Raw genomic sequence first — 6,279 nt, 5'->3', positions numbered from 1 at the left:
CGCTCCTGTTCGGGCATTAGTTCGAGATACTTCTTACCGAATACCAGCCCGTCCCTCCCGTTCGGGCACTAGTTCGAGAAACTTCTTACCGAATATCCGTAGTAGACGTATTACTGTGCAACAACTGTTTTAAATTTATAAAATTATGAATATTCAATTCCCATTAACCTGAAATTAGATTATAATTAAAGATGTCACTACACTTGAGAGTAAAAGGGAGGATTTCCCAATGAAATCACAGGATTACAGAGTAAATGCTGAAGAACTTTTCAATAATATTTCCCAAGACAATGAAGTTTTAAGGTTATTTAAATTCCATTCCTTAAGAGTTATGTACTTGTCTATCAATCTTTCAAAAATGGTAAATTGTTATGATGAAGACATGAGAATTGCATCACTTCTGCATGATATAGGTAAGATTGGATTATCAAAGGATATTTTACTAAAACCCTCCAGATTAGATGCTATAGAGTATCAAATTGTACAAGCACACAGTGTTATTGGAAACAATATACTACGAAGAACTCTTGATCTTCCCCGTGCTGCTATTTTTGTCCGAGACCACCATGAGAGATGGGATGGTACGGGATATCCAAGAGGACTAAAAGGGGAAGAAATATCAATTCAAGGAAGAATAATTGGAATTTGCGATGCTTTTGATACGATGACAATTGATAGGCGGAATTATAATCGACGAACGCTTACCTATGATGAAGCATTGAATGAATTAAAAGCATGTTCTTGGTCACAGTTTGACGGTGATTTGGTAGAAAAGTTTGTATGGCTTATAAGTGATTTAAATCTTCCTCCATCAGTGCATTGGGCGGAAGATGAAACAAGAATAAATAATTTTATAGGAACAAACTAAGTAAGTTATTAGCTGTGCCGTACAGCGACTATCCCATAGAAAATGACATTCTGCAATCGAACATCTCGGAAGACCATATGCCTAATTCCTCCACAAGATAGGAAGGATTAGGCTTTTTCACTTAAAATTCCTTGGCATTTTTCTATTAGTAATCACGTTGATAGCAAGTGGTATAATTCGTGGCAGAGATGGTACATTCATGTGACCCTATTCAAAAGTCTACCTCTTGTATATCTAAGGCCCTTTCATTTATGTCATCAACTACTATTCGATCCTCCGTTGGTTAGATTGCTGAAAAATAGAGATTTAGGAATTAACGGGATGTATTTCTCCCATTTGATGAGTTTATTGAATGTCATATAATATCATAATCTAGTATTTTCCGGGGAATAATCAGTTAAACACATGGAATTAGTCTAGTACTCTCTACAAAAAATGATTCTTATTTTTGTTCAATCGACAGTTGCCAGCTAGGAGGTGGAAACTGTTTGGCGTTGTGAGTGGAAGTGCTTGATGAGAAGTGAATTCCATCAGTAAGAGACACTAGTGGAATTCCACTAGTGCCTCCCTGATGGTTATTCTTGTATTCCTCAAGGGACTGAAAAAGTCGTTTTATACTTTTTTTAAGTGGTCTCTTATTCCTCTGAGAGAAGACCGAGGTCTTTTAGTTCGTTTCGGCGGATTTGCTGAACTAGTTCATATCTATATTCGTTGTTCAGTGTTTCCACATAGACATCCCAGTTATCGAAACTTTCTTCTCCAAATACGAATTTCAATGACATTTGGCGAATATATTCGTTCCCTTTGTAAGCAAAAGGTAACGCGCTATAATAGTAGTTTGTAATTGTGACATCCGTGCGACGGTCTTTTTCCATTTGCAAAAACGTCTCGTAATCTTGTTCCGATGCGCTGATTTTCAAAACGTCTTTATTATTTGGTAACCCCCACATGGTGGAGGCGATCATGTATTTATCTTGGTCTTCGTAATATTGCGGTAAAAATTCTATAATATCCCCTTGAACAGATTGTTGGTGATGTATGTCCTGAATACCAAAATCTATGAATTGTCCTCCAGGTCCTCCCTCTAATCCATTACGGAACATATATTCCAATAATTCCATCGCTTTTTCCACCTTACCCGGTTCTTCTAATACTTTTTTTGTAATCGCCAGGGAGTAAGTGGAGTTCAGTGATTTGGCATTGTTACCGCGGTACCCTTCCGGCCCTTCCACTGGGGGCAAGTATACCCATTCTGCGTCGCGATTAAATTGGTGGATGTCTCTTAGCCAATTGTTCCCCTCAAACATTTTATATTGTGGGAGAAAGAGAGCAACGACACCTGCCTGACCTTGAATCATTTTTTGTTTGTATTCCATGAATGTTTGAGCTCCGATATCTTGATCTATGACTCCCGCATCCATCAGTTGATTCATATACTGTAAATAATTATTGTACTCGTTTGATATGGGACCGAAGTGAAGTTCCCCATCGGTTTCATCAATCCAATCTTCTGGAATGCCGTAGGCGGTCGATCCGAATTGCGGCAAGCCAAACGCATTGGTAATCGTACTCAACGTCGCAAATTCCAGATAATCCGATGTAAATCCAATCGTATCATTTTTTCCCGTTTGGTTAGGGTCCTCGAATGTGAATGCTTTCAGTACTTCGAATAGCTCCTCCGTTGTTTCTGGCATGGAAAGACCGAGATGATCGAGCCAGTCTTTTCGGATGTACATCGCCGTATATGGCCCATCTGGATTCATGCTGGGAAAACTGTAAACTCTTTGGTTCACAGTGGAAAGCTGCCATTGATTCTCTGTTAACAGGTTTTTCAACTCTGGTTTTTTATTTAAGTATTCGTCCAGTGGGATGATTACCCCATCCTGTGCTTGTTTGATTAAATCCGTCCGACTTAGGAAAACGAGATCTGGAAGTTCTCCCAATGTAATTCGACTATTAAATTGGTGAGCCCATTTAGAGTAGGAGCCAACCGTAACGTTCATCCGAAGTTCGATGTTTAAGTCTTCCAACAGCATTTTTTCCAACGGATTTGGTTCTTGATGGTGGTACGGATCAATATAAAACCGGTCGTATGAGAAATGATAGATTTTGTCTTTCTGATCGGTAGAATTGATTTGATTTGTATCGTTGCTGGAATGGAATGCTATGTTATTGCCGGTTGTAGTATTTCCGAAATCGCAGGAAGCTAGTAAAAACGTTAGTGTGATCATAAAGATCGTCACTGCGATTGCAGTTGCAGGCGCTGTAGGCAACGTTTGTTTTATTTTTTGAGCATGTATGGTTTTTAAGGTCATTTTTATCTTTTCCTTAGTGTTTATCGTATTTACTTTTATTAGTTTAATGGAGTGGTCAGGCCAGGTAAATAGGATTATTGATTCCTTTCATTGGCGAAAACTAGGACCGAGGTGGACCAAGGTGCCAGGCACTTGTCGATTTTTGTCGATTAATCCGTGCATGGAAATATTTTCTACTAAAGATAATCATTTTACTATATACTTTATATGATCGAATACTAGATTGATTGAGAGGTGTTTTTAATGATAACAGCTTTAGCTATCTATTTCTTTGTTGTTGCTGCCATTGTCACAGGCTTTCAAATATCATTAGCTCTAGGAGCCCCTTTGGGTGCTTTCACATTAGGGGGGAAATTCCCAGGAAAACTGCCTAAGAAAATGCGTTTTGCTGCTATAATTCAAATTCTTATTCTGTTGTTGTTTACCTATTTTGTAGCACTAAAAGCAGATATTATTTCTACTCATCCTGATTATATCGGTGTTATAGGGATTTGGATCGTTACCGTCTTTTTTCTGTTTGGTTCTATTGTGAATGTCTCCTCCCCTAGTAAACCTGAGAGATTATTATGGGGACCTATCAATGTGTTAACTTTTGTAGCTTGCTTACTTATCGCTCTATTTTAATCTGGAAATCGACAAGTGCCTGTCACCTGTCGAAATTCGACAGGTGACAGGCACTTGTCGGGACTTGTCGAGTAATTGAAAGGAGCTGTCTCTGACAGCTCCTTTTTTGTATACTTTTTTATGCTTTTTATGCTTTTTATGCTTTTTTACGGATTTTGATCGTTAGGAGTACGCCTAGTACAAGGAGTAACAGGCCTAACATGAGATAGTTGTATGCGTTGGTGGCAGTGGATGGTAAGGATTCGCTGCCTTGTTCCCCTTTCTCTTCTTCCGTTTTTGGAGATGCTTCTACCTCTTCTTCTTTAGATGGTGCTTTTGTTGGGTTATCTTTTTCTTTCTCTTTTTCTTCCACTATCTGTGGTGGCGGGATAACTTCTTCCTCTTCTTCCACTAGTTGTGCGATGGAGAAGGTACTGAATTTATCGACCACGAATGTGATTCCGAAGGCTTCTCCGTTTTCATTATATTGAACAACGAAGTCGTCTCGAAGGACTTTTTCCCCATCACTGTGATGGATGAATAGTCTCAGACTAGCTAAGAATTCTTCTATGTCTTTGTCTGGTATGACGATTCCATTTTTCCCAAATGGAATAAATAAGGTTGTCTCGTAGTTAGCGTAGTTCGTATGAACTTGAATTGGATTCCCTAACAGTACTACCTTTTTCCCAAAAAGGGCTATTGTCTGTTTTGTTACATCGGCCTCAAGAAGGATTTGCTCGGCGGCGCGTTTTTCTGGCTCGTCTTTCAGTGGGACGAGTCGCAGGAAGATGTCTAGGCTGTTCTCGGCCATTTGTTTGAGCTCGTCGTTGTCGAATGTGAATACGCCGTATTCGGTCTGGATGACGAGGTTTTTGTTTTGTTCTGCGAGTTGTTTGATTGATTCTTCGGTTACTTCTATGGCGATTTCGTTTGGTTCGTCTCCGGCGATTTCGTCGATGTTAATGGTTACCGTTTTCTCCTGTCCGCTCGCCGTGATTGCTTGTTCGGTTTCTTTGACTGTCATGATGATTTTGTCGATCACGCCGGGGTTCGAGCCTTTGATGTTAATTCTCTGGATTTTAATTGGTACTTGTGTTTCGCCCACTTTGACGTTGATGGCGCGGTTATAGTTTGTGTCTGTTTCTTTTGTTAGTCCGTCTGCTTTGACGATGATCAGGAATTTCCGGCTTTTGGAAATGTCGCCTTTGGAGACTGTTGCGGTTACGACTACGATTTCTTCTTGTTTTTGGCGATTAACTTTTCCGGTAATCGTGTGTTCCTTTGAGTTCGGTATTTCGATTACTGTTGGTTTGGATGATTGCCATTTTACGTTTGTTTCGTGTTTTCCAATGGTCAGGAGGAAGAGGGATGATGTGACGCTCTCCCATGTGTCTGTTGGGTTGTCGTATCCGATTTCCAGTTCTCTCAGGGCATCGTCCACTTGTTCGTCGTTTGTTAAGTTTTCAAGGTCCACTTTGTTGGACTTCGCGCTTTCTACTTGGTTTACGGTTTGTGTAGCTGTGTAACCTTCGGCGAATGGTACGTTTGTGAAAACTGCTGTGCCTGTGCTGTTCGCTGGTTTCGTTGTCACTGGTTTGCCGTCTTTGTCATATAGGGTCACGGTGCTGCCCGGTGTTGCTTTTGTCACGGTGATTTCTCCGACGCCACGTGGGCTTCCGGTGATGGTCGGTGCTGCTGGCTTGACGTCTACTTTATTGGACGGGACGCTTTCCACTTCGTTAACAGTTTGAGTGACATAGTAACCTGCTCCCGAATTCACTCCAACGAAAGTGACGTTTCCGTCTTTGTCTGCGGTTCCAGTATCTACTACTCTTCCTGTTTGATCATATAAGGTTACTGTTGCATTAGCCGTTGCCTCACTTACTGTGATTTCCCCAACGCCAGGGGCTGACCCTGTTATGTTCGGTGCTGCTGGTTGAACGTCTACTTTATTCGACGGGGAGCTTTCTACTCCGTTTTCTTTTTGTGTAACGAAGTAGTCCTCGCCTGGGTCCACGTTTTCGAAAGTAGCTGTCCCGTTTTCGTCTGCGATGGCTGTGTCGATTACGTTGCCGTCTTTATCATATAGTGTTACTTCGCTTCCTGATTTTGCACCCGTTACTTCGATTACTCCGTTATCAGGGGACGTAATCGTTGGTGTTGCTGGTGTTAAAGTTACTTTGTTGGACTGACCGCTTTCCACTTCGTTAACAGTTTGAGTGACATAGTAACCTGCTCCCGGATTCACTCCAACGAAAGTGACGTTTCCGTCTTTGTCTGCGGTTCCAGTATCCACTACTCTTCCTGTTTTATCATATAAGGTTACTGTGGCATTAGCCGTTGCCTCATTTACTGTGATTTCCCCAACGCCTGGGGCTGATCCTGTGATGCTCGGTGTTGCTGGTTGAACGTCTACTTTATTCGACGGGGAGCTTTCTACTCCGTTTTCTTTTTGTGTAACGAAGTAGTCCTCGCCTGGGTCCACGTTTTCGA

General features: G+C 41.2%; 4 protein-coding genes. 2 read left to right on the top strand and 2 right to left on the bottom strand.

Annotation, left to right across the window (positions count from 1 at the left end; genetic code table 11):
* Positions 1–229 precede the first annotated feature (229 nt).
* The gene (locus KS419_RS16565; protein ID WP_217067504.1) at positions 230–868 is read left to right on the top strand and encodes an HD-GYP domain-containing protein; all 639 of its coding nucleotides are present in this window, start codon (positions 230–232) and stop codon (positions 866–868) included.
* Positions 869–1,503: 635 nt separating this feature from the next.
* On the opposite strand, the gene KS419_RS16560 is transcribed toward KS419_RS16565, so the two are convergent.
* Positions 1,504–3,183, bottom strand: a complete 1,680-nt coding sequence (locus KS419_RS16560; protein ID WP_217067503.1) for a type 2 periplasmic-binding domain-containing protein — start codon at positions 3,181–3,183, stop codon at positions 1,504–1,506.
* 243 nt (positions 3,184–3,426) lie between these two features.
* Between KS419_RS16560 and KS419_RS16555 the strand changes: the two genes are divergently transcribed.
* The gene (locus KS419_RS16555; RefSeq protein WP_217067502.1) at positions 3,427–3,807 is read left to right on the top strand and encodes a hypothetical protein; all 381 of its coding nucleotides are present in this window, start codon (positions 3,427–3,429) and stop codon (positions 3,805–3,807) included.
* Between the two features lie 136 nt (positions 3,808–3,943).
* Here the strand turns inward: KS419_RS16555 and KS419_RS16550 are convergent.
* A partial coding sequence (locus KS419_RS16550; protein WP_217067501.1) for an immunoglobulin-like domain-containing protein occupies positions 3,944–6,279 on the bottom strand: 2,336 nt, incomplete at its 5' end.

The sequence above is a fragment of the Evansella tamaricis genome (genome assembly GCF_019042215.1).
Lineage (GTDB): Bacteria > Bacillota > Bacilli > Bacillales > Salisediminibacteriaceae > Evansella > Evansella tamaricis.
Note: the sequence above shows the minus strand (reverse complement) of the source record. Positions and strands in the feature narration are given on the sequence as shown.